The sequence below is a fragment of the Neobacillus bataviensis LMG 21833 genome, assembly GCF_000307875.1.
Lineage (GTDB): Bacteria > Bacillota > Bacilli > Bacillales > Cytobacillaceae > Neobacillus > Neobacillus bataviensis.
Window position 1 is genome coordinate 76,750 of sequence record NZ_AJLS01000097.1, and the last position, 24,445, is coordinate 101,194.

The 24,445-nt window shown below is 37.6% G+C and carries 22 protein-coding genes; 4 read left to right on the forward strand and 18 right to left on the reverse strand.

The window, feature by feature from the left end; translation table 11 throughout:
- Positions 1-18: 18 nt before the first annotated feature.
- From BABA_RS13545 to BABA_RS13595, 11 genes are read right to left on the reverse strand one after another with little or no spacing between them, the layout of a single operon-like run.
- Positions 19-474 (reverse strand): VOC family protein, encoded by a 456-nt coding sequence (locus tag BABA_RS13545; RefSeq protein ID WP_007085761.1) that lies wholly within the window; start codon positions 472-474, stop codon positions 19-21.
- 3 nt (positions 475-477) lie between these two features.
- Positions 478-1,758, reverse strand: coding sequence for an acetyl-CoA hydrolase/transferase family protein (locus tag BABA_RS13550; protein ID WP_007085762.1), 1,281 nt, complete (start codon positions 1,756-1,758; stop codon positions 478-480).
- 13 nt (positions 1,759-1,771) lie between these two features.
- Positions 1,772-3,004, reverse strand: coding sequence for a CaiB/BaiF CoA transferase family protein (locus BABA_RS13555; RefSeq protein WP_007085763.1), 1,233 nt, complete (start codon positions 3,002-3,004; stop codon positions 1,772-1,774).
- 40 nt (positions 3,005-3,044) lie between these two features.
- Positions 3,045-4,232: a CaiB/BaiF CoA transferase family protein gene (locus BABA_RS13560; protein WP_007085764.1), complete on the reverse strand. Its 1,188-nt coding sequence runs from the start codon at positions 4,230-4,232 to the stop codon at positions 3,045-3,047.
- An 11-nt stretch (positions 4,233-4,243) separates the two neighbouring features.
- The gene (locus BABA_RS13565; protein WP_007085765.1) at positions 4,244-4,642 is read right to left on the reverse strand and encodes an acyl-CoA thioesterase; all 399 of its coding nucleotides are present in this window, start codon (positions 4,640-4,642) and stop codon (positions 4,244-4,246) included.
- A 3-nt stretch (positions 4,643-4,645) separates the two neighbouring features.
- Entirely contained in the window at positions 4,646-5,317 is a 672-nt protein-coding gene (locus BABA_RS13570) for a nitroreductase (RefSeq protein ID WP_007085766.1), read from the reverse strand.
- A 39-nt stretch (positions 5,318-5,356) separates the two neighbouring features.
- Positions 5,357-6,157, reverse strand: coding sequence for an IclR family transcriptional regulator (locus BABA_RS13575; RefSeq protein ID WP_007085767.1), 801 nt, complete (start codon positions 6,155-6,157; stop codon positions 5,357-5,359).
- Between the two features lie 57 nt (positions 6,158-6,214).
- Positions 6,215-7,654, reverse strand: a complete 1,440-nt coding sequence (locus BABA_RS13580; protein WP_007085768.1) for an acetate--CoA ligase family protein — start codon at positions 7,652-7,654, stop codon at positions 6,215-6,217.
- On the reverse strand, positions 7,641-8,405 hold the full coding sequence (locus BABA_RS13585; protein ID WP_007085769.1) for an acetate--CoA ligase family protein: 765 nt from the start codon (positions 8,403-8,405) through the stop codon (positions 7,641-7,643). Before BABA_RS13585 ends, BABA_RS13580 begins: the two co-directional genes overlap by 14 nt.
- A 5-nt stretch (positions 8,406-8,410) precedes the next feature.
- Positions 8,411-9,478, reverse strand: coding sequence for an acyl-CoA dehydrogenase family protein (locus tag BABA_RS13590; protein ID WP_007085770.1), 1,068 nt, complete (start codon positions 9,476-9,478; stop codon positions 8,411-8,413).
- A complete protein-coding gene (locus BABA_RS13595) occupies positions 9,475-10,629 on the reverse strand; it encodes an acyl-CoA dehydrogenase family protein (protein ID WP_007085771.1) in 1,155 nt (384 codons plus the stop codon). Before BABA_RS13595 ends, BABA_RS13590 begins: the two co-directional genes overlap by 4 nt.
- 317 nt (positions 10,630-10,946) lie before the next feature.
- Between BABA_RS13595 and BABA_RS13600 the strand changes: the two genes are divergently transcribed.
- A complete protein-coding gene (locus BABA_RS13600) occupies positions 10,947-11,708 on the forward strand; it encodes an enoyl-CoA hydratase/isomerase family protein (protein WP_007085772.1) in 762 nt (253 codons plus the stop codon).
- Between the two features lie 77 nt (positions 11,709-11,785).
- On the forward strand, positions 11,786-13,054 hold the full coding sequence (locus BABA_RS13605) for an MFS transporter (RefSeq protein WP_007085773.1): 1,269 nt from the start codon (positions 11,786-11,788) through the stop codon (positions 13,052-13,054).
- Between the two features lie 161 nt (positions 13,055-13,215).
- On the opposite strand, the gene BABA_RS13610 is transcribed toward BABA_RS13605, so the two are convergent.
- The 4 genes from BABA_RS13610 to BABA_RS13625 form a co-directional block, all read right to left on the reverse strand.
- Positions 13,216-13,887, reverse strand: a complete 672-nt coding sequence (locus BABA_RS13610) for an RraA family protein (RefSeq protein ID WP_007085774.1) — start codon at positions 13,885-13,887, stop codon at positions 13,216-13,218.
- Positions 13,888-14,054: 167 nt separating this feature from the next.
- Positions 14,055-14,222 (reverse strand): MazG-like family protein, encoded by a 168-nt coding sequence (locus BABA_RS28115; RefSeq protein ID WP_268870158.1) that lies wholly within the window; start codon positions 14,220-14,222, stop codon positions 14,055-14,057.
- 1,040 nt (positions 14,223-15,262) lie between these two features.
- On the reverse strand, positions 15,263-16,000 hold the full coding sequence (locus tag BABA_RS13620) for a PmeII family type II restriction endonuclease (RefSeq protein ID WP_007085776.1): 738 nt from the start codon (positions 15,998-16,000) through the stop codon (positions 15,263-15,265).
- Between the two features lie 165 nt (positions 16,001-16,165).
- Positions 16,166-16,609, reverse strand: a complete 444-nt coding sequence (locus BABA_RS13625; RefSeq protein ID WP_040346373.1) for a cell wall hydrolase — start codon at positions 16,607-16,609, stop codon at positions 16,166-16,168.
- A 201-nt stretch (positions 16,610-16,810) separates the two neighbouring features.
- Here BABA_RS13625 and BABA_RS13630 point away from each other — a divergent pair, with 201 nt between their 5' ends.
- Complete coding sequence (locus BABA_RS13630) at positions 16,811-17,494, forward strand: Dph6-related ATP pyrophosphatase (RefSeq protein ID WP_007085778.1); 684 nt, start codon at positions 16,811-16,813, stop codon at positions 17,492-17,494.
- Between the two features lie 396 nt (positions 17,495-17,890).
- Here BABA_RS13630 and BABA_RS13635 read toward each other — a convergent pair whose 3' ends face one another.
- Complete coding sequence (locus tag BABA_RS13635; RefSeq protein ID WP_007085779.1) at positions 17,891-18,121, reverse strand: hypothetical protein; 231 nt, start codon at positions 18,119-18,121, stop codon at positions 17,891-17,893.
- Positions 18,122-18,960: 839 nt separating this feature from the next.
- Here BABA_RS13635 and BABA_RS13640 point away from each other — a divergent pair.
- A complete protein-coding gene (locus tag BABA_RS13640; protein WP_007085780.1) occupies positions 18,961-19,737 on the forward strand; it encodes an SDR family NAD(P)-dependent oxidoreductase in 777 nt (258 codons plus the stop codon).
- 350 nt (positions 19,738-20,087) lie between these two features.
- Here the strand turns inward: BABA_RS13640 and BABA_RS13645 are convergent, their stop codons facing one another.
- Both BABA_RS13645 and nagZ read right to left on the reverse strand, forming a co-directional pair.
- Positions 20,088-20,930, reverse strand: coding sequence for an MFS transporter (locus BABA_RS13645; RefSeq protein ID WP_007085781.1), 843 nt, complete (start codon positions 20,928-20,930; stop codon positions 20,088-20,090).
- 203 nt (positions 20,931-21,133) lie between these two features.
- Positions 21,134-22,915: a beta-N-acetylhexosaminidase gene (gene nagZ / locus BABA_RS13650; RefSeq protein WP_007085782.1), complete on the reverse strand. Its 1,782-nt coding sequence runs from the start codon at positions 22,913-22,915 to the stop codon at positions 21,134-21,136.
- Positions 22,916-24,445: the final 1,530 nt, after the last annotated feature.

The window sequence follows — 24,445 nt, forward strand, 5'->3', positions numbered from 1 at the left end:
TCGTTAATAATTTCTGATTTACTCATGTTCTCCTAAAATTTCTACTCTTTTTTCAAATGAAGACTTGTAAGGTTCTTCCCATTCCGTCAATTGAACCAATACCCCAAAGCAGCTTTTTGGGTGGATAAATAAGTCTGTTTTAACCCCTTCTTCAACCTCCGGACCGATTAATCTGAGCCCTTTTTCACGAAGCTGATGCTCCACCCCTTGAATGTCTTCTACTGAAAATGCAATGTGATGAAGCCCTTCCCCCTTCCGTTTTATGAATCTATCAATATCGCTATTCTCTCTAGTCGGACTTTCCATTCCCACTACCACTTGTCCAAACGAGAGATAGGATGCCATAGCTCCAAGTGAATCAAGCGATACTTCCTTAAGAAAGCTTCCGCCAAATACATTAGTAAACTTATTCGCCGCAGCTTGATAATCCAAGACTCCCATGGTTATATGATCCAGTTTCCAGTTTTCTATCATTGATTATCCCCGCCATTTCTCCATTTCTTTTTGCCAAGCCTCTTGAAGTTCATCACGAAACTGAGGGGCTGCAACAGAGATGAGTGCTTCAGCACGTTGTTGCAACGATTTATTCTTTAAATCGGCTATCCCATTTTCAGTGATAATATACTGAACATCTGTTCGCGGGGTTGTGATAACCGTTCCTGGTTCTAGTCTTGGTATTATCCGCGAGATTTTGCCGTTACCTGCAGTCGACAAAAAGGCAATAATCGATTTTCCCCCGCGTGATAAAGCCGCACCACGAATAAAGTTGCCTTGCCCGCCGGTACCTCCAAACTGGACTCCTTTCATGGTTTCAGCATTGACTTGGCCATACAAATCAATTTCAATCGCGGAATTAATCGAAATTAAATTATCTATCTCCTTTAGCACTTTCAAGGAATGAGTATAATTGACTGGTCTAAAATCGAGTAATGAATTGTTATCAACAAATTCATATAAGCGTTTTGTCCCAACAGCGATACCCGTTACGATTTTTCCTCTGTCTATACTTTTTTTAGTGCCATTTACTGAACCACTTTCCACTAAATCGATGACTGCATCAGATATCATCCCAGAATGAATCCCTAAATTTTTTTTCTTACGCAGTGCAGATAAAATTGCATCAGGAACCGACCCGATTCCAAATTGTAATGTATCACCGTCCGAAATCAAGGAAGAGGCATAATCACCTATCTTCTCCATATCTAAACTACGCTTTCCGGCTGGCATTTCCGGCAGTGGATAGTCTACATGAACGATATAGTCAATGTTGCTTAAATGTATGGGTACTTCTCCGGAGGTTCTAGGCATTTGTGGATTCACTTCAGCCACAATTTTTTTCGCTTTGTGTAAAATCGCAGGAACAAAGTCAGCAGATACACCCAAGCTGCAGTAACCCCATCGATCCGGCGATGAAACTTGAATGACAGCTAGGTCCACTTCCGCAGCACTTTCTAAGTAGTTATATATTTCATTTAAATGCAGCGGTATAAATTGAACCTTTCCCTTGGAAAAAGATTCTTTAAGATCTTTGGACATAAAAAAGCAAGTTAGCGATGCATTTTCATGCAATCCTGCCCAATCTGTCCGATTCAAGCCTGGAAAAATGGTAGCAATATAGTTAACCCCATTACTTGCATTTGGGTCTTCTTTTAATGCTTGAATAATAGTCTTGGGTTCCGACACATTCCCTTGGATATATACATTCATAGTTGGATGGAACAATAATGGAACATCTATTGGATTTATTACGGCAGGCAATTTCCCAACCCCCTTATGATCCTTTTGCAGCAGGCAACTGCCCTTTTGCCACTGGAGTAATCACTTTATTCTCTTCCAATTTCTTAATTTGCTCATCAGAAAGATTGAGAACTTCCTTTAAGACATCCTTTGTATGCTGGCCATGAAGAGGAGGAGACATAATATCTTCGTCGTCAATTCCGGGAAGTTTCCAAGGAATGCCTGGCAAAAGTATTTCACCAATTTCCGGGTGTTCTACCTTGCGCAGCATATTTCGATGGATTGCCTGCGGATGGGTATATAACCGATCCGTTGGATTGATGGCTCCAACTGGGATGCCCTTTTCACTAAATTTCTTAATCCAATAGTTCGCATCCTGTGTCATAGTAATTTCTTCTATTAGGGGAACTAACACATCGCGATTTTCAACCCGGTCCCCACCTGTTAGGAACCTTGGATCGTCAATCCACTCTGTTTTGCCGATTACCTTGCAAAAATGTTTCCATGCTCGATCATTTAAGACTGCAACATTAATTTCAATATCTTTAGCAGGAAAACTTTGATAGGGCACCATTAATGAATGCGCCGTGCCCATCGGTTTTCCAACATTTCCGCTTATCGCATAATTTGCTAGGTAATACCCCATCAACGTTATTTGTGCATCCATCATCGCGATATCCAAATAAGCGCCTTTTCCAGTTTGCTGCTTTGTCATGATTGCGGACATGATGCTAAAAGAAGCAACCATTGCTCCGAAAACATCCGCTTGTGGAACACCAGGTTTTAACGGACGGCCGCCTCTTTCTCCCGTTACACTCATGGCACCGCCTTCCCCCTGAATAATCAAGTCATAAGCAGCGATATCCCGGTATGGCCCTGTTTGCCCAAAACCGGAAACGGAACAAAAAATAATCTCTGGATTTCTTTTGCGGACTTCTTCATAATCAATGCCCAATTTTTTCATAATCCCGGGCCTGAAATTCTCGATTACGATATCCGACTTTTCAGCCATATCAAAAAATAACCTTTTTCCGGTTTCATTCTTTAAATCCAAAATAATACTTTTTTTATTTCGATTGACTGCAAGAAGATGTGGGCTGTGCCCATTTGTATCTTTCGTGACCCAGCTTCTGACATGGTCTCCTGTAACCGGAGGCTCGATTTTGATCACTTCTGCACCAATATCTGCCAGCATCATAGATGCATATGGCCCCGCCCAAGCCTGGGACAAATCTAGAATTCTAATACCCTTTAATGGTTTATGCATTTTGCACCTCCTAACAAATTTTCAGTTACAAAAATTCCATTTAGAATAAATCCATCGACTTTAATTGGGCAATCTTATTCTCTGGATAGCCAAGAACCGATTTCAAAATTTCTTCGGTATGTTCTCCCAATTCAGGTGGAGCAAACTTAATTTCAGCCGGTGTCTCTGAAAATTTAACAGGAAACGGAACTTGGTAAATTTCTTTATGTAGTGCCGGAACAAATAAGCGTTCAACCATACCTCGAGCCTGCAGCTGCGGGTCGTGAAATGCTTCTTCCGCATTATTCACCTTACTTGCAGGCACTTTATTGGCCAGCAATTCTTCCATCCATACTGCTTGATCTTTTTGTATAAAAACATCCATCAGAAGCTTATGCAATGAATGCTTATTTTCTTTGCGAAGTTCATTCGTTTTATATCTCTTGTCATATAGCAGTTCTTCCCGGCCAATGCTTTTGCATAATCCAATCCAAAATGGATCTTCCAAAACACCGAGGGCAATCCTTTTTCCATCCTTCGTTTCAAACAGGTCGTTTGTGGCTGAAATATGTTCCATTTCTTCCGCCGGAGTCATTTCTTGATCAATCATATAATCCCCAAGCCTTGTGCTTGCCCAGGAAAAGACTCCGTCCGTCATGGAAACATCAATGTACTGCCCCTTTTTTGTTCTGGTTCTTGCCATTAACGCTGCTAATATACTAACTGTGGCAAACATGGCGGAAGATAAATCTGCGACTGGCAAACCACTACGATTCGGGGGCTGCCCAAGCTGGCCCGGGATGCTCATCGTGCCAGCAACAGCAAGATAGTTTAAATCATGTCCAGGTTCCAACCTGTATGGTCCATCTTGACCATAACCAGAAATGGAACAATAAATGATTTCAGGATTTACTTTTTTGATAGTCTCATAATCAACTCCCAGCCGTTCGACAACTCCTGGGCGGAAACCTTCAATGACTACATCGCAAACCTTCGCCAAATCCCAAATAATTTGGCGTCCTTCATGTTTCTTCATATCTAATGAAATACTTTTTTTGTTTCGATTAACTGAATAGTAGATGCCCCTTAGCATTTCACGGGTATAATCACCACGGCCTTTTTCTTCTACCTTAATAATCTCCGCTCCTAAATCTCCAAGCATTAGGGTGGAATAAGGGCCAGGCAATAATCTGGTTAAGTCAAGTACCCGAATCCCAGCTAACGCGCCATTATCAGTATTTCCTTCCACTATTTCACCCCCTAATGATTTAAGTTGCGAGCAATATGACTGATAACCGGTACACTTTTCCTTAAAGTCAAATCGATCATAACGTTTAGCACCGACGCATCTGCTACGACTTCCCCATGCTGATTTATGATAAGCTGATGGAATTCAAAACTTGTATTACCAATCTTTATTGGCGATGTTGTTACCTCTAGACGGTCGCCTAAAACGGCTTCTTTTTTAAACAGGATTTCAAGCTTGATTACCACTGTACCCAGATTCATTTCCATCATATCTTTAAACGACAAGCCGGCAGCTTCTTTGTACCAATGCTCTCGTGCGGTTTCCAAATAATTAAGGTAAACGCTATTATTGACATGACCTAAGTCGTCCAGATCACGATTTACGACATTTATTTTTGTAATAGTTTTCATTTTTCACCCGCCATACCAAGCAATTGCTTCTTCAGCTGGTAATTTTTCTGCATAATATTGATTAATCGGATCATTGGGGTCAGGGTATCCTACGGCTATTCCTGAAATTAATTTGATGTTTTTATCCAAATCCAACGTTTCTCTAATACGGTCCGGGTAATAAACAGAAGATGCCAATGGGCATGTGCCCAGTCCTGACATATTTGCGGCAATCATGATGTTCTGGATGGCTAAACCTAAATCTAAGATAGACCATGGCCTAGCTGCATCTAATCCAAAGATAAAAAGATGTGGGGCATTAAAGAACTTATACATTTTTCTTTGGAACTCCAAACGCTTTTCTTTTTCATGCCTTTGAATTCCAGCATATTTCATTCTTTCGATTGTATGTTTTTTCATTCGAATGTGGAGGTTGTCCGGCCAATCATGTTGGTCTGGCATTTTTAAATCTGGGTTAATTGGAACTCCATTATCGGCATCTTCAATCATTTTTTGGCTGATGGATTCTTTCGTATCGCCTGAAATAACGAAAAGTTTAACAGGCTGTGAGTTTTTCCATGATGGCGCTAACAATGCAGTTTTAGCAGTCCGTTCCAGTAGATTTCGATCAACTTGTGTGGGCAAAAAACCGCGGACACTATGCCTTTTTAACATTTTCTCAATTTCGATACTCATCCCTATCCCCCGTTCAATTAACAGAGAAACTTTAGACATTTAATATTCCAGAATCTCAGACCTTTGAAGTAATTTCTGGGATACTTCTTTTGATCCAGCTTTTAAAATGGATATTAAATTATCAAGGTCATATTCCTCAAACCGTGCAATAGGCATTGTAATACTCATGGAATCTTCCACATGGTTAACCGAAGAAAATATCGGTACACTTACGGAAAATGTCCCCTTTACTCGTTCACCATAGCTGATGGCATACCCGTTGTTGCGAATTTCTTGCAATTCATTCACCAGCCGATCTCTTTCGGTAATGGTACTATCACTGAATTTAACTAATGGGTACGATTCTAGATACCTTCTTATCTCATCGTCGCTCAGATGTGCAAGAATGACTTTGGCAGATGCTCCTGCATGCAAAGGTGAAACGATGCCAATATGAACATCTGTAACCAATTCATGATAACTTTTCAGGAAGGCAATACATTTTTGACTTTTATTTTGAAAGAGAGTATTTAACGATACTGATTCAGTAATTTCTTCTCTGATTCTCTCCATTACCGCCATCGCAGCATTTAAAATATTGGAATTCTTTTGGACTAAGTTCCCAAGAAAGTACAGCTCCATACCTAACTGGTATTTTTTTGTTTTTTCATTCTTTTGTAAAAACCCTTCATACACAAGCGTTGACAATATTCGTTGGAGACTTGGGATGGAGATGTCAGTCATCTCATTTAATTCCTTCATAGATAATGAAGGTTTAGCCAAAGAAAATGATTTTATAATCTTTATTGTTCTGTGTATGGTTTTCATAGAATAATTTTTATCCATACCTTTTTCTACCATGCGAGATCCCCTCTGAATACCAATTATTTATTTCTATAATGTGATTTAGTATTTCTATCAATTGCTACCTTCTATTGACATTGAAACTTCCCTGTCCTTTTTCTTAAGGAAGTAATTTGTAACATAAGATAGGGTTGTAACCGCTTTCTCAGGGCTTGAAAAAACAGGAACCCCATTCTTCCTTAAAATAGTAAAGCCGTTTTTCGCCAGTACTTCAGCTATTAACCACGATACGAGAATGCTTTTCTTGTTCGTTTTCGTCAGTTGAACAATATCTTCTGCAATCATTGTGGCAATGGGTTCACCCACGGAGGTCAGCATAATGATAATAGAATCGATGTTCGGATCATCCATAAGGAGTTCGATAACCTTCTTAAAATTTTCCGGCTGATTCACAATATGGGCTGTCGTATCAAACGGATTCTGTACAACCCCAAATTCAGGAATTAACTTTTTCATTTCCACTACGGTTTCCGGAGAGAAAGCCGGGAGTTGAAAACCACTGTTTATACAAGAATCCGCCAAGATTGTACAGGCTCCCCCAGAGGTAGAAACGATACCAACATTTTTCCCTTTGATATTCTTTAACGTTAAAAATACTCTTGCCACATCAAATATTTGTTCAATCTCATTGACGGAGATAACTCCATATTGCTTAAATACAGCCTCATATACTTGAAAATCACCAGCCAAACTTCCTGTATGAGATTTCACAGTTTTTTGTCCCTGTGATGTCCGACCATTTTTATAAATAATGACTGGCTTTTCTTGATCATTAGCATGTTTCAAAGCTTGGATGAATTTCCTTCCATCCTTTATGGCTTCCAAATAGAGGCAAATCACGTCTGTATTCGGATCATTTGCTAAAAAGTAGATATAGTCGGAGGAATCTAAATCAGCCTCATTTCCCGAACTGATAAAATGACTAGTTGCCATATTTTCAGACCAAACTCTGCTAAGCAAACTGCCGCCAATTGCACCGCTCTGGGCTACGAAAGCAATCCTTCCGACTTTTGGAATGTCCGGTGTTTCCATCGCCATGCTGAAACTTCCGAAGAAATCAAGTGTTGTATTGACAACCCCTATTCCATTTGGCCCACAAATATGAATCCCTAATTCATTTGCCTGCTGAACAAGCTGTTCCTGTAATACTTCCCCTGCTTCTCCCGTCTCTGCAAAACCTGATGAATAGATGACCAAAGTTTTAATCCCTTTCTTGGAACAATCTCCCATGACAGAGAATATAAGTTTACTAGGAACAATCACTAAAGCCAGATCAATATCGTCCGGAAGTTCATCAATAGTTCTATAGCATTTTCTCCCCTGAATCATGGTCTCATTGGGGTTCACAGGATAGATTTCGTATGGATAGCAATGCCTTGTCAAGTAAGACAATAGCCTGCCACCATTCTTATTCGTATTATTGGATGCGCCAATTAAGGCAATAGATTTCGGGTATAACAGTTTTTCAATGGCAATCATTCTATCGGTATTCATTCCATTCACCCCCGTTTGCAGTCAAACTCTCGTCGGCAAGAATGATTCTGGCATCAGCTACTAGAGCACCTTTCCCTTTTTCATAAAGAAAAACAGGATTTAAATCAATCTCGCTTATTTCCGGGTATTGAAAAGCCAGATTTTCCAGCTGCTTGATTAATTCTTTCAGCTTTGTAATATCTCGTTCCGGCTTACCGCGAAACTCCCCTAATAGTGCGCTTCCCTTAATTTCATTAATCATTTCTTCGAGATCATAATCTATTAAGGGCGCAACCCTTAGAGATACATCCTTTAAGATTTCAACCCACACGCCACCAAGGCCAAATAAAATCGCTGGACCAAAGACACGGTCTCTTCTCATCCCAACAATGACCTCGAGTCCGGATTCCACCATTTCCTGAACACAAACCATTACATCCTTGGTGCCGGGGTGATAGAATTGAACATTTTGAAGAATGTCTTGATATCCTTTCCTGACTTCTTCATCCGTTTTTAGATTTAACAGTACACCTTTACTGTCACTCTTATGAGTAATTTTAAAGGAGTGCACTTTTAGAACTACTGGATAGCCGATTTGATTTGCTAACGAAATGGCTTCTTGTTCAGAGCCTGCTAACCCTTGCTTGGGAATAGGCATGACAGCGGAAGATAGGATTTCCTTTGAATAAAACTCCGGGACAATCTTACTTTCTTTATCTCTAGTTATTTGAAAAATTTTTGCAGCTGATTGAGTAGTTTCTATGATTCTCACCTTCTCTATTTAACACCTGTAATAAATGGCCAAAGTTCGTCCTTTTCCAACTTTAGAAGTTCATTTGTAAGTTTAGCTTCCCACACCGTTTCATTTCCATAATCTTCTCGCCAAGACCAAAGTCTCCTTGTACTATGATGCAAAGTATGTTCATAGGTAAATCCAATTGCGGCTAGCACTTGATGGGCAATTGGCGCTCCTTTTCCTGCAGCTTCATTGATCCGGATTTTTGCCAAGGCAATTTCTTTTTGATCAGTGCTGTTCCCGAAAGATTGAACGGCACAATCAGCAGCCATTGAGGCAGCGGCAGATTCACTAGCCAACTGTGCAATTTGATGTTGTACCGCTTGAAACCGGTGAAGCGGTCTGCCAAATTGAGTGCGCTCAGATGTATGCTGTGCCACAATATTTAAGACGTTTTCTAATGCTCCAGCCATCATGACACTTCTTGTTATTGCACCAATATTTTCTATTTTTTCGATTATTTCATCGGGACTGATATTGATAATTTTTAAGTTTTCTAGAAGCACATCTTCAAAGACAACTTCATCCCTTGCTTCCCCCGCCATATTCTGTCCGTGGCTGATGATTGCCCGTTCAAGCGGAAGTACTGAAAGTATTGGCCCTTCGCTTGAATCACCAATTACGAGCATTTTATTGGAGTACCTAGCCCAAGGGACATTTAAACCCTTTCCATTAACTCTCCAGCCTTGACCTTCTTTGGTAAAAATGAATGGCTCGGATTCATCTGGAGATGCAATGGTCAGAATCTCATCTGAAATGGGTTCACCCAGATCAGCTAGGAGCCAATTAGCAATATACGTCTCTGCCAATGGAATAGGTGCTGAATATTTGCCAGCTAAACGCAATATGCTAAATGCATCTGAAAAATCGCCACCATTTCCACCAAGTTCCTCTGGAATAGCTATCGTCAACATGCCATTTTCAACTATCTGATGCCAAAGGTCGTTTGCCCATATTCCCATTTCTGCGTCATTAATCACTTCTTTTGTTGAATATTTTTCCATTATTTTTTCGACAGTTTCGATAATTAATTCTTGCATTTCACTCATTGATTAATGACCCCCTTTGCAATGATTCCACGAAGTATTTCCGTTGTCCCGCCACGTAAGGTAAAACCAGGTGAATGAAGAATGGATTGTGCCATAAACCTTGATAATAATGAGTCGGATTTCATGGTTGGAACAACACGAACAATTAATCTCGCAATTTCAGCAATCTCTTGTTCTAATTTTGTTCCCATATCCTTCACCAATGAGGCTAAAATATTGGAAGGTATCCCTTCTTCAAGCATTTGTGCTATACCCAAAGACATATTGCGCAAGGTCCAAAGCCTTGAAACAATTTTGCTGACTTCATTTAATCCGTTTGAATCCCTTTTTTCTACCAGCACATTTGTAAGTTCGTTAATAAGTGGATATGTACTAAGGAATCGTTCGGGGCCGCTTCTTTCATAGGCCAATTCAGCCATCCCTTGCTTCCAGCCATTCCCCAATTCGCCGATCACCATATCATCTGGAATAAATACATCATCAAAAAAGACCTCGTTAAAATGATGTTCTCCTGTCATTAAGTGAATCGGGCGGATGGTTACTCCAGGCGCTGATAAATCGACTACTAATTGGCTCATGCCAGCATGGCGGTGATTCGGATCCTCGGGGGATGTCCGGCAAAGTGTAATCATGTAATGGGCGAAATGGGCACCACTTGTCCATATTTTACTGCCATTTAGAATCCAGCCATTTTCAACTTTAACTGCTCGGGATTTAATGGCTGCCAGATCTGAACCGGCATTCGGTTCACTTAAGCCAATCGAGAAATAGCATTCCCCTTTTACAATTTTCGGCAAAAAGAATTGTTTTTGTTCTTCAGTTCCGAACTTAAGAAAAAGCGGGCCAGATTGGCGGTCTGCTACCCAATGCCCTGCAACCGGAGCGCCAGCTGCCAATAACTCTTCAATAACAACGTATCTTTCAATTGAAGAACGACCTCCGCCGCCGTATTCAACTGGCCAGGTCATCCCAATCCAACCGCGTTCCCCAAGACTTCTGGAAAACTCAGGTGAACATCCGCTAAGCCAGCTGTCAACTTTTGGTTGGTACGTTCCCTTTTTCAATTCCTCTGCAAGAAATTGTCTTACCTCTCTTCTTAACTCCTCTGTTTCTTTTGGGAGGTTAACAACAGGAATCTGGATTAATTTCATTCTTTTTTCACCTCAATGTTATTAGCATAATCATAATTCGATAACGATTATCTATATTAGATAGTATAAAGCGTTTTCATTTTATAGTCAATTCGTAATTTTCAGAATTATTATTTTTTTAGTATACTAAAATGCTTGAAAAGATACTCGTACTTATCAATAATTCATTAAATGAATACTATCTTACAAACATCACCATAGTTAAAATGGGAAATTCGACCTAGATAGAATATTCATAATTTTCTATATGCAAGCTTGACTTATAAATTTGAAAAACTATATATTATATAAAAACTGTAAAAACTAGGAGTGGTAAAATGGGTGCGAAAAATATATTAACTGAAACAGTTGGAGATGTTGAATGGATTATTTTTAATCGGCCGGAAAAATTAAATTCAATGACAAGGGAAGATTTATTATTTATTAGCAAACATTTAAATTATATTTCTACAAATAAAAATATTAGAGCCGTCATCTTTACCGGAAGTGGGGATAAAGCCTTTTCAGCCGGTATGGATTTCAATGAATTTAATCAATTAACTCCTCAGGATGCCTATCTTTTAATTTCTGATTTAAAAAATGTTTGCCAACTTATTCGTAAGATTCCACAACCCGTTATAATGGGGATCAATGGCTACTGTATTGGTGGTGCCATGGAAATGTGTATGGCTGCTGATATAAAAGTTGCCGCCAAAAATGCAGTCTTTTCGATGCCCGAAATTAACCTGGGTATTCCTTCAGTATTGGATTCTGTTCTTTTACAACAGCATGTTGGTTTAAGCTTAGCAAAAGAAATGCTTTTGACAGGAGAACCGGTCAATGTAGAGAAAATAAATCAATTTGGATTTTTAAACGCAGTGGTTGAGAAGTCAAAATTAAAAGAGAAAGTGAAGGAATATGCTGATACCTTCATCAATAAGCCATATGAAACTATTAAACAGCAAAAAGAACTCTTTGAAACTTGGCAAAATTCGAGTTTAGATTATGCCATTAACGATAGCATGAACCAATTTGCCCTAGCCTTCACGACAGAAATTCCACAGCAAAGATTAGAAGGATTCATTTCTAAAAGAAAATAACTAACTGCCTACATCCCTTTCCCATGAATGTTTAACTTGGCAAGTTTTTCCAATGAAAATTGAAGTTGGTGCAAAACATGAATGAAAAGAAACACCTCTATTTTGGCTGGTATATTGTTATCGCTGCCTCATCAATTGTATTGCTTACAACAGGAATACGGATGGGGATTGGACCATTTGTTAATCCCATTATGAATGATTTAAGATTGTCTCGAACGGAGCTTTCAATTATCATTTCTGTCGGAATGATCCTTTATGGGGTTGGGATGCCACTAGCAGGCATTCTTTTAAAATCGTTTAATACCCGTATTGTGCTATTGTTGGGGATGACAATAGTATGTATTTCAATTGTATGGACCGTTAATTCCAAAGGGATGCTTTCTTTTCTGCTTTCTTTTGGTGGGTTGTTGTCGATTGGGCTTTCCTTTTTAAGCAGCATCACCTTATCTCCCATTATCAGCAAATGGTTTGTCCGCCAAAGAGGGAAGGCACTATTTTATTTGACGACCGGGTCAATGGCTGGTATTGCAATTATAACACCCGTCGAAACCTGGCTGAATAGTCTTGTCGGCTGGCAGAATACGCTCTTATTATTTGGGGGAATACTCATCTGTTTGGTTTTTCCTTCAGCGATTTTTATTATGCGGGAAGATGTGCCGGAAAAGGCTGATAATCCGGGTGATTCAGGCGATAAAATAAAACATTCTCCTCCGTTAGATCTCACTTTGAAGGATGCTTTAAAGACACAAACCTATTGGAAAATTGTTTTTGCCTTATTTGCCTGTGGTTTTGGGATGAATTTATTAGGCTCACACGGGGTCCCGATGTTGATGGATCACCATTTTGCACCAATGACAGCTTCCTTTGGAGTTGGTATGATTGGTATTGTAGCCATCTTCGGCACATTATTTTTAGGACAACTCGCTGACCGATTTCCGCGCAAAAACATTTTATTTTTAGTGTTTTTTGTCCGCGGCCTTGGCTTTTTCGGTCTTGTTTTATCTTCGTCTGCTTGGCAGCTCTTTCTTGTTTCTGCTATCGGGGGATTGGCTTGGGCAGGTTCAGTAGCCATGTCCACAGCAATTTTAAGTGACTTATATGGAATACGGTTACTTGGAATTTTAAATGGATTTGCCTATTTTGTGGGGCATCAAATTGGAGCAGCAGTAGGTTCATTTCTTGGAGGGTGGGGTATCGAAGTGTTTGGAACACATTTATTTTCGTTCAGTGCCGCGGGTATACTTGCACTTCTTGCCAGTTTGGCATCCCTAACAATACCTCAAAGTATATCGTTCTCCAAGCCAGTTAAGATTGGTGAAAACCATAACATAACGACTGGAGAATGAGAGTGTTTCAAAAAGGCTTGGATACACCAAGCCTTTTTAAATGAAGAATAGACTGATATTTAGAGTATAATTTCTGTGTATATTTACACCTTTTTAACCATATTAAATCCTATTTTCGTCGATGCATACTCAGCACTCGTAATTGCTGTAAAATTTCAGTATCAGTCATTGTCCCCCTCCGTATTTACCAATATTTCTTCATAGGATGCGCCCATTACTTCCACCATCTTATAACCTTGTTGAACAAGTTCTGCCATTATTTTTTCCTTTCTTACAATATTTTCGGCTAATTGAATAACCCGATCGGCTATCGATTTAGGAATAAACACGACTCCGCTTGCATCAGCTATCACATAATCACCAGGTTCTACATGAATTCCGCAAACGGTAATCGGCTCATTCCAATATTTTTGCACGATTCTTCCACGTGCTGTAATAGGAATAGCTGCTTTTGCGTAGATAGGTAATTTTAATTCCCTGCTCTCATCCACATCCCGACATGCTCCATCAATGATGACACCTTCAATCCCATTCATTACAGCACCTTGTGATAAAATGCCTCCCCAGCCAGCGATATTCTTCCGATTTTCATGGGCAATGACGATCACATCCCCTGCTCCCGAAGCATCAACAGCTTCCGTACATAAATGCCGTTTAGAAAGTGTACCGTCAGCCAATCCTAATTGAACCGTAACGGCTTTGCCTACTATACGTTTTGAATGTGATACATTCTGTAATCCAATGGCAACGCCTTTAAGATGTAATTGATCAAGTGCATCGGAAACGGCGCAACTATCCAAATCTGCAAGTCTATTAATTAAAGTTTCTGACATTTCTGACTCCCCTTTTAATCTTAAATTTTAAGACCACTTTTTAGCTAGGTAATGACTACCCGAAACAACTTTGTTCATTTTTGCAAGAACGTTTTTCTTGAGAACGTACTCAATTTTATTTTCATATATATGGTTTAAAAAGTTTGAAGAGGTCTCATTATAAATAATCATTTAACTTTTTCCTCACTTCTGGTCACTAGGTATTTAATAGCGTTTTTATCCAGCTTGTTTAAGACTTCCTCTTCAAGATTAATCTCTAGCTTATCAGCAAGTTGGATAAGGTATATTAAAATATCCACCATTTCTTCACTTATATTTTGTTTGGATTCAGCGATCGCTTATTCACTAGTTCTCCATTGGAAATTTTCCAGCTGAGTTACAGCGACCCTCCTTCGAGTGGAAAATGTTACCTCCATATTATCATAAATCATAATATTCGGGTTTTTCGTTTCATTAAACGGCTAAATTTCTTTATAAAAGAAAAAGGGTCTCCACTTGTGGAAATTTTGAACATATTACCTAAAAGTGCAAGGTATTCATTTTTTAAAAAACTAAGTTAATAAAAGCCCGACTTCTCGGGTCTTCATTATAAAAACGTATGTATAAATGCTAAACAATCCTTCACAAACTTATTATCACTTTGATTTGCCGAAATAACCCAAACAAAAAGAAGCGTTCCCTTCACTAAAAGAAACACCATTTTCTTAAAGACTATATCTATATTTAATCGAACGTTCGGCATTGTATTTTGCTTTCTTCTTGCGAAATATGTTTCTTTATTTTTACATTTTTCACTTGTAACCCTGTTAGGTTAGAATCCCTTACAGAAAAAGTAAGTTTATCATACTCCACCGTGATGTCCTGAATAGTTTAAAGCACTGGCAAAAATGAATTGTTTCCTGGGATCCCCATTAATGGGTTCAATTTTGATTTTTGGACACATAAAAAATCCGAATAAGATAGGCCCATATTCCCTCATAATAGTGATTTTCCCACCACTGATAATTCTAAAAAGTCAGCTCCTTCATTACACATTGTATCATCGTAAAAATTGCTTGTTCTCAAAACAACCAAATTGGTAAACTCCTTGCTTTTAATAAACTCTAATTATTAGTTTTGAGAATATCATTTACAATTATTCTTCTTCAACTAAACTCCCAAATTAGTTCATTACAACTACTACAAAAAATGGTGTAAATATTAGTATCCATACATTTTTTCCATTTGAAAAAATGTATAATACAAAAACCAACGTCAATTTATGCTAGAAACAAATATAGTAGTTTGGTCAAAGTGTCGATAAAAAGGGTCAGACCCCCAAGTGCGCTAAAGCGTTAGCCCGTCGGGGGTCTGACCCTTGAGTAGAGCACTTGTATTATGGTTTTAACAGCTGAGGCTTTAACCTTTCTTCAATCTCTTTAGCAAGAGATTTAATAACTCCCTCAATCATCTCAGACCCATCAACCTCTGAAGCTACATCGCCGATAGCATCCGAAAGTTTTTGATAGAAATCAATCTCTCCAGTTAATCGATACCAAAATTCTTGACCAACAATTACAGGATATTCCTTATTAATGGTTTTATAATGATTACTTACATCATCTGGAGTTCCATAAAAAACTCCTATAACCAAATCATCAAGATTCACACTTAATTTGTTCGTCCTGGCAAGATTTTTCACTCCTTGAAAATGTCCCTTAATTGTTTCAATATCATCCTTATTGATTGTATTTGGCCCAGCCTTTATTTGACAGTATTTTTTCCTGCCATCTACTTTATCGATAAATTCAATATCAATACCCGAAGTGGTGGATGCAAACCCTTCCAAAACTTCACTACAAAATTTTTGTAGTTTATCTCCAAAAATGGTATTGATCGATGTTCCTAATACCCTTGGATAGATTAAAGCTCTGGCAATGCTCTCAGGGTCATCATTGCCTGTTAGGAAACTTGCTTTATACTTGTCCAAAAAAGGATTAAGATTAAACTGCTTTAATTTTGTCAGTTTTAATGTATTCGCTTTATGACTTGGGACTATTTCATTTTTAAAGAAGTCTTTTGCTTTTTTTATGATTTGATTTAAAGATTCCTCTTTTAGCTTAGTTTGACTCATTTTAAACCTTCTTTCTAAAAAATTAATCCGTTCAAAAATCGTTGCATGGTTCTATCTTACCATTTCTTCCCTAATGGAGAAAACCTAAAAAAAGGGTCAGACCCCCAGCATGCTAAAGCGTTAGCACATCGGGGGTCTGACACCACCATTACCCAAAGGGTAAGCTTAACTTCCCTTATAAACACTGTCACATGTTCCCGCTTTTGGTTCATAATAACAATGATTTTTATATTGACCAGATTGAGGTTGACCGTACCATGTTGGGGGGCATGGTGCGTATGGATTAAAATACCATAGTGCATATTTCCCTGGGTGTTCCCTCCAGTAATCCAAATTCTTTTTTGCTAATCTTTTTTCAGCCGTTCGCGCTTTTTGATAAAATACATTCCCTTTTTGAACCGCTTCAAAAGAATAATTTCCTCCTTGTATTTGAAAAATGACATCGTGAATTTTTCTTAAACCTTTAAAGTCTATACAATCTGCCTTAAGACGATTAACGATTACATTCCCAACGTATAACATTCCTTGTTTTCCTTCACCTTCGGCTTCTGCTCTCATCATCCTTGCCATTAAATCAACGTCTGAACTTCGGTAATTTACTCTTGGCATTTTCTCACCCCAAAAATATAGTATGAAAAATAGCCTGTATTGATGAATATTTCTTTGCATTTGCCCCATTCATTTCATAAATATCCTTCCATATTTGAAACTTTTATTAGAAAACTTAAAAAGGGTCTGACCCAAGATGTTAATACGATTGGAATTTGTATGATAAACTATCAATATTACATACTGTAAGGGTGATGAATCATGAAGAAACTAGTAGCATTATCATGGAGTGGCGGCAAGGATTGTTGTATGGCATTGGATACTCTTATTCAAAAGGGTTATGAAGTCGCCTGCCTCGTTACAACGGTTCCAAAAGAACTTGGGCGAACATTTGGTCATGGAGAGCGAACAGATATGATTCGATTACAAGGAAAGGCCCTATCCATACCTATTCATTTTATAGAGTGCACCTTTGAAACCTACACGGTGGAATTTGTAAAAGCTGTTCAAATCTTGAAGAATCAATATAAGATTACTGGTATTGCTTTTGGAGATCTTTATTTAGATGAACATCGAAATTGGGGCGAAAACGTAGCGAATGCTGCAGGTGTTGATGCCTTGTACCCTCTTTGGAGCAAAAAAGAAGCTGCTCAATCATTACTCGAAAACTTTGTCCAATCTGGCTTTAAAGCCATTGTTATTCGTGTAAGAGAAGATGTCCTCGACGAAACGTGGCTTGGCAGATTGCTGGATGATTCGTTTTTACAAGATGTACAAATGACAAGTATTTGCCCAATGGGTGAATCAGGTGAATACCATACCTATGTTTTTGATGGTCCCCTATTCTCGAAAAAGATTCAATTGGAACATGCTGAATTTATCCAGCTTGAAACAACTAAGAAACTAGAATTTAAGAGTTATCTTTTACTTGATTCAGAAAAGTAGGAATGAATGTCCAGTTTTTCAGCATTTTTATTAAAAAAAGCGTTGATATTTAAGTTGTACAAATTACCATTTCAGGACACGTTTTTGGACAGAAATAATCGACTTTCATCATGCTCCTCTGTCCTTTAAAAGGCACAGAAAACACATAGTTTTGCAATATTGAGAAATTAGATGGCAACTTGAAAGAGATCTTTTGCGGGCATGATTCCAATCCTGGATACCAGCAGTCACAATGACTGCAGTTACAAAATGCTGTTATTAGTAGTATCTTTTATAAATGGAAGAATGCCAAGAATACGCAAGTAGTGCATAAAAACTTGCATATTTTTGGCTCTTTAATTTTATTCCTTATTGTGTTAAAGCATCCGTTTGTTTAAGTACATTTGAAACCACCAGTTATCCAAAGTGATTATGAAACCACCAAACAATAAGAATCATACTCACTATTCCCCAAGCTGTGGTACTCACTATCCACCAAATTATGGATTTAGCTTTTTTTGAACTTTCCTCGTCTTCCATATTTACTGTTATAAAAGCGAGCTTACTTTCCATTCCTTTTTTCATAGAAGTGAGAACAACAAATCCGATTATTATGAAACCAATAGTTATCCAGAGTAATAAGTCCACCTTTTATACCTCCCTTTTTTGTGATTACTTTTCTTTCAATCTTCTATATTCAATTATCCCACCCAGTTACTTGAATAAGAAAAATACCTTGTCTTCTTGTTGAAGCAAAGTACCTATTTGCTGAACAGGAGTCGAATTTGGAAAAGTAATTATACAAACTTTTTATAATCATCTATATAGAATGAAACATACCCTCAATTAGGACAAACTGCTGCTTTTGGCTTTGCTGAGATATTGTTAAATAATCCTTTCCCTTTTTTGCTTATTTTAATGCCATACATAACGCCTTCAACCTTCACACTACAGTCTAGAACCATTTTCACGTTGGATAGGTAACATTTCATTCACTTTTACACCACCGTTATTAGGTACTTTGATATGTTAGTTTTTTATACGATTTAATAAGGGGTTAGGTTTCACTATAGTTCATACCTCTTACACTAACCTCCCTTTAGTTTAAGTAAATTGATTCACAATATAAAAATGGAACATTGCCTTACAAAAATCTTAAATTCCTCCGTACCTTAGAAGAAAAAATCAGCCAAAGTAAAACAGATAATGAGCAGACGTACGATAGGTGGTGCGAACTGGTATAAAGCTAAAATTAAAGTGGCAAAACGATAGGTTGGTGTTCTTAGTAATCCCCCACTTCAAATTTTCGATAGAAAATAAGTGGTAGGTAGTTCAATGACAGTTTCTCTTAAATAAGATGAAAGCATAAATGATGTTTACGAAACTTAAAGCCGAATTCACAATATGGTTTTAGTTTTTAAGTATAGGGTTCAAACTTTTATCACAAATTATAATTGATTCTATTAAAAAATATAGGGGATGGTTTTATGTTACTTAAAGATAAAGTCGTTTTAATTACAGGTGCTGCCGGTGGTATCGGCACTGCAGCAGCAAAAGCATTTGCAAATGAAGGGGCAAAACTCGCGCTTGTTGATTTAAATGAAGATGCTCTGAAAAAGGTTTCCGGACAAGTGGAATCTAGCGATATCTTATTGGTCCCTGCTGATGTTACAAAAGAAGATCAAGTAAAAAATTATGTTGATAAAACCGTAGAAAAATATGGTCGTATCGATGTTTTTATTAACAATGCAGGTGTAAACGGTGCTAATGCCACCATAACAGAACAACAGGAAAAGAACTTACGTTTTGTTATGGATGTTAACTTCTTTGGCGCCTTTTACGGATTGAAATATGTTCTAGGTGTCATGCAAGAACAAAAGTCTGGATCTGTTGTCAATACAGCATCGAACGGCGGATGGCTCGGTGCTCCAGGAATGAGCGTTTATGCGGCATCGAAACATGCTGTTCTCGGACTGACAAAATCAGCAGCTATCGAGATGGCACCTTATGGCGTCCGTGTCAATGCGGTTGCTCCAGGTGCTACAAACACAGATATGATGCGCCGAATTGAAAGTAACGCAGTTGGCGAAGAGAATGTTGAAGAAGCGAAAAAAGCATTTGAAGCAGCTGTTCCGATGGGGCGTTATGCTACACCAGAAGAAATTGCAGATTTGATGGTATTTTTAGCTTCAGATAAATCTTCGTTCATTGATGGAACGATGGTTCGTATTGATGGCGGTATGTCCGCTAATTCAGCTCAATAATTTGTAAAGAGGCTGTCCCGAAAGTCATCAAAAGTGACTTTCGAGGACAGCCCTTCCATTCTTAATAAAAATTGAAGATGACAGACATGTTCCTAGAAAAAATCTGAGTATCTGCCAAATACAAAAAGACACGTTTTATATATGAGCGCATCAATTTTGATTAGAGTGTTTTCGTCATCGTGGATTCCCCATTTTCATTGCATCATTAATTGCAATGTAAATGAAACCTCACAGCCACAAACAAACGTCCCTGTTGGTACAGCAAGAAAAAGAAAAGTCTCTAGGTCGAATGAAAAAATCATTATTTCTTGCTACAGAGACGCGCTCATTTGTTGATTAAAACCTAGCAATTACTTAAATTCACTTCTAAGCAAATATACAACATCGTAGTTTTTTAGCTCGTTCATATGACTGTCCACATCACTATAAAAATCAGTAGAAAGAGTGCTAGTCCCTTCGTTGCTCCTTGAATAACAAATACCAGCTAAAACCATCTTATCCATAATTGGAATGTTGTCTAATGGATTAATTCCCCAATCAATGCCAATATCATCCTTTGTAACCGTTACTGGACTCCATCCTGTACTTGTACCGCCATTACTACTAATGCTAATAGTAAATAGAGCTTGATTAGTTTCTTCATTCGTTTTCGATGTTGATAAAATAATCGTCCCCTTATTTTTAATCCCAGTAGAAATACGGTCTATCACACCAGTTAAATTGCCTGATTCATATTTTTCAACCCATACGGCTACATCTTTATACTTATCATCTACATTGAAATCAAATTCAAAATATTGATCTGCAGTGCTTGAAAGTATGACTTTCTCTCTTTCCGTCAACTTAGCGTTAGAAACAGTGTTAATTTTCAAGTTCAAGGCAATTACAGCTTCAATAATCAATGCCATACAAACGGCTTTGGACAAGAGGTTATCCCCCATATCTTCCAATGACCCACTGGTAGTAAAGGCAGCTGAAACTATTGCCATAATTACAGCCAGCCCTACGGCAGGGCCAATTTGTTGCCCTGTATTTATAATGGCAGATGCAATCCCTTGTTGTTTCATTTCAACACCTGAACTAGCCGCAATAAACATTGTGGTAAATACAAACGCTTGGCCTAAACCTATAACAATCGTCCCTAATATCATTGCCCAAATGGTACCATATATAGTTAATTGGGTAAGAATCATAAGAAAAAAATGTACCCAAAACGTGGTTTGGGAACATACTGATCATAAGCAGTAAAAAGCAAATCCCCATTCAATTGAATGGGGATTTTTATTCTCTAACTTTCATTTGATAACGTTATTAGACTTAATAAATCTTTGATAAAAAAATATAACCAATTGATCGAAATGGTATACGAAAAATTCCCAGTGGAATATATGAATAATCAATGGAAATAATTATTCAGAAGACTATTGATTGAGTGATTTATTTCATTTATGTTAGGATTTTCTACTTTCGTATCGTGAATGCTATATTTCCTTTTTAGTTGAATAATTCTTTCTGTACTTTCATTTAATCTTTGTTCGGAAATTTCCCCATTTTGAACAGCAGTTTTTAAAGAGGAAGTAATCTTTACAACATTATTATAGTCATGTCCTACTAAAATAATATCGCTTCCTGCCTTTACTGATTCTACCGCTGCTTTACCAATATCAAAATGTTCTGTAATGGCTCCCATTGTCATATCGTCCGTTATGATTACTCCCGTGAAACTAATTTGTTTTCTAAGAAGATCCGTCATGACAGCTTTTGACATGGACGCTGGATTAGTTTTATCTAATTGAGGCAATAAGATATGGGCGACCATCACAACATCTGCTCCTTGATTAATCGCACGTTCAAACGGAATTAACTCTAGTTCTTTAAGTTCCTTAAAGCTTTTATTTACAATTGGGAGTTCCAGATGGGAATCAACCGATGTATCTCCGTGACCAGGAAAATGCTTAATTGTAGGGATGACGTTTTGCGACTGCATCCCTTTCATCGTTTGAATCCCAAGTTTACTTACTATTTCCGCATTGTTCCCAAATGATCGATCCCCGATTACTGGGTTATTTGGATTGCTGTTAATATCAAGAACAGGTGCAAAATTGAGATTTAAACCAAATTCTTTTAATTCATGCCCTAAAAGTGTTCCGACTTTATAAGAAAACTCGGGATTATTTACCTGTCCAATCTGTTTACTTGGAGGAAAGTTAACAAGTTCACCTGGCAATCTTGTCACACGTCCCCCCTCTTGGTCAACGCCTAAAAAAAGCGGTAGACTCGAACTATTTCCAGCTTTAAGTTGATTCACAAGTTGAACGGTTTGTGCAGGGGTTTCGAAATTATTTTTGTAAAAAATAATTCCTCCGACATGGAATTGGCTTATTAATTTTTTTGCGTTTGTATCCATTGTGGTCCCGGAAATCCCAGCAAGGACCATCTGGCCAATTTTATCTTCTAAGGTCATTTTAGAAATTACTTCTGAAATGGTTTGATTTTTTTGTTGATTCTGCTCTTTTTCAATTTGTGCTTGTTGATTTGGTGTCTTTTCAAGCTGTGTATAGAGTGAGATATGGTCAACTTTAGGATTTGGCTCCTGCTCTGTTTTTACTGGTAAAACCCATAATAAATCAGTAGAAGCCGTTGCATGATAGACAAGTATCATTTGGTCATGTGTTGAATCTTTATAGTATCGAATGTCATCGGGTTCTCCACCAGTTTTCTCAATTACATTTAAAGATATATTTTGCAGTTCAGAATCATAAGATCGTATATCATTTACAGTCTGATCGGCATAGCCGATTGTAGCATGATGACTTTCATATTCCTCATACCTGCCTTTAGCAGTTTCCGAAATATGGTCTGATTTTCCCCACTCATTAATAACTTCCTTCCATTCTGTTTTACCAGAAACAATGGAAATGTTCGGAACCCTACCTACCTTAGACAGAGTAAATGTTTCTTCTACTAATTTCTCAAGATTTGAATTCTGATTATTCTTTGAATCCACTTTATTTTTACCGGAAGGTTTTGTATTAATTGTGCTTTCTTTAACTGGCATCTGCTCGCTACCATTTTCTTTGATTGCATAATAAACTCCAATGAATAAGGCAAACATTAAAAGTAGAATCGTAAAAATACGAAGCTTATTTCGAGAAGCTCTTTTTCTTTTTGTTTTCATTTTCCAATTCCCCTTTTTACCTTTTTAGGGTATATTTAGTGTTTATATGTTACCGTTTATTAGTTGTAATAGCTTAAAAAGAATTATTGCAAAAATATCCCTTTTCTCTTTCCAACTCCACAAATATTCATCCACATTGTTCTTTCCAGTAATAATCTTCGTCGAAATGCCCCTTAAATAAAAAAGAGCAACTAACAGGAATATGAATGGGTACATCGATTTTAAATTCACATTTAAATACATGATTTTACACACTATAGGTGGAAAATGGAAAGGAATTATTATCGATGTCCTATCTAATCTTTTCGTCAATCCCCTTTAGGTATTCTGTCATCAAATTTGGCAGAATATGCCTTGTGAGAGAATCCCAAACAATACGATACTTGTTCGTTTTCTCGTGAGCTTAAAGACACAAATGCGCAAATTTATGCCGTGGTAAGGCTGTTATAGAGTTATTCAATAAGTTTAGTAAAATTAAGGTGCTTATTCAAGCCAGACGCACACGTTTGAGTAAAAAAAAGCTGATTTTCCTGATTTGGAAGATTAGCTTTTTCTACTTTGTGAAGAACTGTACTTAAACTAAACTGTCACGTTACTTCAATAACATGCAGTGGTATGCGGTAAATCTTTCTCATTTAGCAAGTTAATAATTCTTCTTTTGAAACAATACGCCATTCATGTGCTACAAATTTTTCTATATAGTTATTGATACTAATGTCTTCTAATTCAATTGCAAGTGGATGTAGAGATACATAGCATTCATTTGTCTCATAATTTAGGGTAACTTTTACATTCTCATATCCATTATGAAATCTTGAATCAAAATCTGGGTCATCAATAATATCTCCTTCAACAGGAACAAGAAAAAGCTACTTTTGGATCTATTAATACGGGATGTTTTTATAGTATCTTCTTGTGGAGAGTGGGTGGTTCCTTTGTTCTTCTAGATGGCAACTTACTCGTTAGAGAAAAGTTGCTAGGGATAGAGTATTGGACAAGTACTCTCATGGGACAAGGGACCTGTCCCCTCGTCCTATATTTAAAACCATACCAGTAATCTTTACTATTGTTATGTAAATAAAATAAAAAATGGTTTCCTCGTTTGGAAACCATTTTCGTAGTTGACCATATGTGTTACCAATTCGTTTTTCTCTTTTACGTAAAGAAGATAAACAATTACTATTCACTGTCTCAGTAGATGTAAAAAATTCTTAAAGATAGAGGTGAGATGATTGTTTTTTCTTCTAGAAATAATGACTTAAATAATATATTTTATACCTAAAACAATGAAAGCCCTACCTCTCTTTCATCCTTACGGCTCCTTGTCCGTGCCAGTGTGAATCAGGATTGTAAAAATCAATTGACTATTTTATCAAGTTATTTGATGAAACTTCAAACGTTCGTAAAAGAAATTTAAATAATAAAAATGGATTAGATTGTAGAAATAACAAAAGAGGTTAATGCTCTAAAGGTGAGTTGGAGAAGTTGAATGTCTTTGAAATGATTTACTTTTAATAATAAACATATTCC